The following is a 1,767-nucleotide window of genomic DNA, read 5'->3' as shown; positions in this document are numbered from 1 at the left end:
GATCGTCCTTATACCGATGATGTTGATGGCAATCCTTATGTACAAATGAAAGGTGCTGAAGTATTTAAGCATGCAGTATCGAAGCTGCATGAAATTGTGAGTGAAACATTGCACAGTAATAATATTGAAGCGAGCGAAGTGGATTGGTTAATACCACATCAGGCGAATTTACGCATTATCAATGCTACTGCTAAAAAAATGGGATTGGATTCTAATAAGATTGTCATTACAGTTGATCAGCATGCAAATACTTCTGCAGCAAGTATTCCTTTAGCGTTGGATGCAGCGCGTCGTGATGGTCGAGTGAAAGAAGGTCAATTGATATTATTAGAGGCATTTGGTGGTGGTTTTACTTGGGGCTCAGCCTTGATCAGAATGTAATACAGAGGTTTTTTATGATTCAGAAAGATTTAGCATTTATTTTTCCTGGCCAAGGTTCGCAAACAGAAGGCATGTTGGCTGATGTAGTGAATGAGCCGGTTGTCGTGGCAACATTACAAGAAGCAAATGATGCATTAGGCTATGATTTACGTACAATCATTTTAGAGGGTTCTAAAGAAGAATTGGGTAAAACCGTAGTTACTCAGCCTGCAATTTTAACAGTGAGTATCGCTTTATGGCGCTTATGGTGTGAAAAAAGTGAAGTTCGCCCTGCATTTTTAGCAGGTCACAGCTTGGGTGAATATTCAGCATTGGTTGCGGCAGGCGTATTGCCTTTTGCGGATGCTGTGAAATTAGTTTCTCAACGTGCGACATATATGCAAGAAGCTGTTCAACCAGGTGAAGGCGCGATGGCAGCAATTTTGGGTATGGAAGATACAGCTGTAGTCGCATTATGTGAAGAGGCCGCAGAAGGTGAAATTTTATCAGCTGTAAACTTCAATTCCCCAGGACAGGTTGTGATTGCAGGCACTGCGGCAGCAGTAGAAAGAGCAAGTGTAATGGCGAAAGATAAAGGTGCACGTAAGGCGATGCCTTTACCTGTTTCTGTTCCTTCTCATTGCTTATTAATGAAGCCAGCAGCAGAGCGTTTAGCAGTTGAAATGGATACGTTAACATTTTCAGCGCCAAATATTGCTGTGATTCACAACGTAGATGTGAGAACACACAATGAAGCCGCTGAAATTAAATCAAGTTTAGTTGAACAGTTATATCAACCTGTGCGTTGGACTGAAACAGTTGAATCAATGATTGCGCAAGGTGTTGCTCAATTGGTTGAATGTGGCCCAAGTAAGGTATTAACAGGTTTAACAAAGCGCATTAATAAAGAAGCAAAATCCTTTAATATTGATGGTGAAGCTTCATTGAATGAGGTTGTGACAAATCTTGGGTAAATTTAATATTCCACAAACTGCATTAGGTTTGACATCAGTTGCATTCTTATTGGCATTCTTTTTTGGTGGCAAAGATTTAATCTATGCCACTAAGGTTTTGTTGGTTTCTGGATTGGTTGCAGCCGTAGCGTGCGCTGTATTTTGGCGACAAACTAATTGGAAAACATGGGGAATGTTGGGCAGTTTGCTTGTTTTTTCAGGTTTAACAGTCTATTTTGATAATGAAGCATTCATTAAATGGCGCCCAACAGTGATCAATGCTGTTTTATGTATTGCATTATTGATCATGTATTACTCTAAAACTATGCCATTTAAATATCTCTTTGCTAAACATTTAGAGTTGGATTTACCTGATTCAGTGTGGTTGCGCCAGAATATTATTTGGACAGTTTATTTCTTCATTAGCGGATTAATCAATACAGCTTTAGTTGTT

3 protein-coding genes are annotated in these 1,767 nt (G+C 39.5%); all 3 read left to right on the top strand.

What is annotated here, in order from left to right; all coding sequences use genetic code 11:
- The coding region (locus BZK14_RS06665; RefSeq protein ID WP_281249091.1) for a 3-oxoacyl-[acyl-carrier-protein] synthase III C-terminal domain-containing protein at positions 1–381 on the top strand (381 nt) is incomplete at its 5' end.
- Positions 382–395: 14 nt separating this feature from the next.
- A complete protein-coding gene (gene fabD / locus BZK14_RS06660; protein WP_077925762.1) occupies positions 396–1,334 on the top strand; it encodes an ACP S-malonyltransferase in 939 nt (312 codons plus the stop codon).
- Positions 1,327–1,767, top strand: a 441-nt coding sequence (locus BZK14_RS06655) for an inner membrane-spanning protein YciB (RefSeq protein WP_077925761.1), incomplete at its 3' end; no start/stop codon positions are given. The genes fabD and BZK14_RS06655, both read left to right, overlap by 8 nt.

Origin of the sequence: Wohlfahrtiimonas larvae (assembly GCF_002006755.1) — a bacterium.
Classification (GTDB): domain Bacteria; phylum Pseudomonadota; class Gammaproteobacteria; order Cardiobacteriales; family Wohlfahrtiimonadaceae; genus Wohlfahrtiimonas; species Wohlfahrtiimonas larvae.
Note: the sequence above shows the minus strand (reverse complement) of the source record. Positions and strands in the feature narration are given on the sequence as shown.

Bases quoted from the DNA above. Each gene is read 5' to 3' on its own strand.
- fabD (WP_077925762.1), top strand. From the start codon at position 396: ATGATTCAGAAAGATTTAGCATTTATTTTTCCTGGCCAAGGTTCGCAA.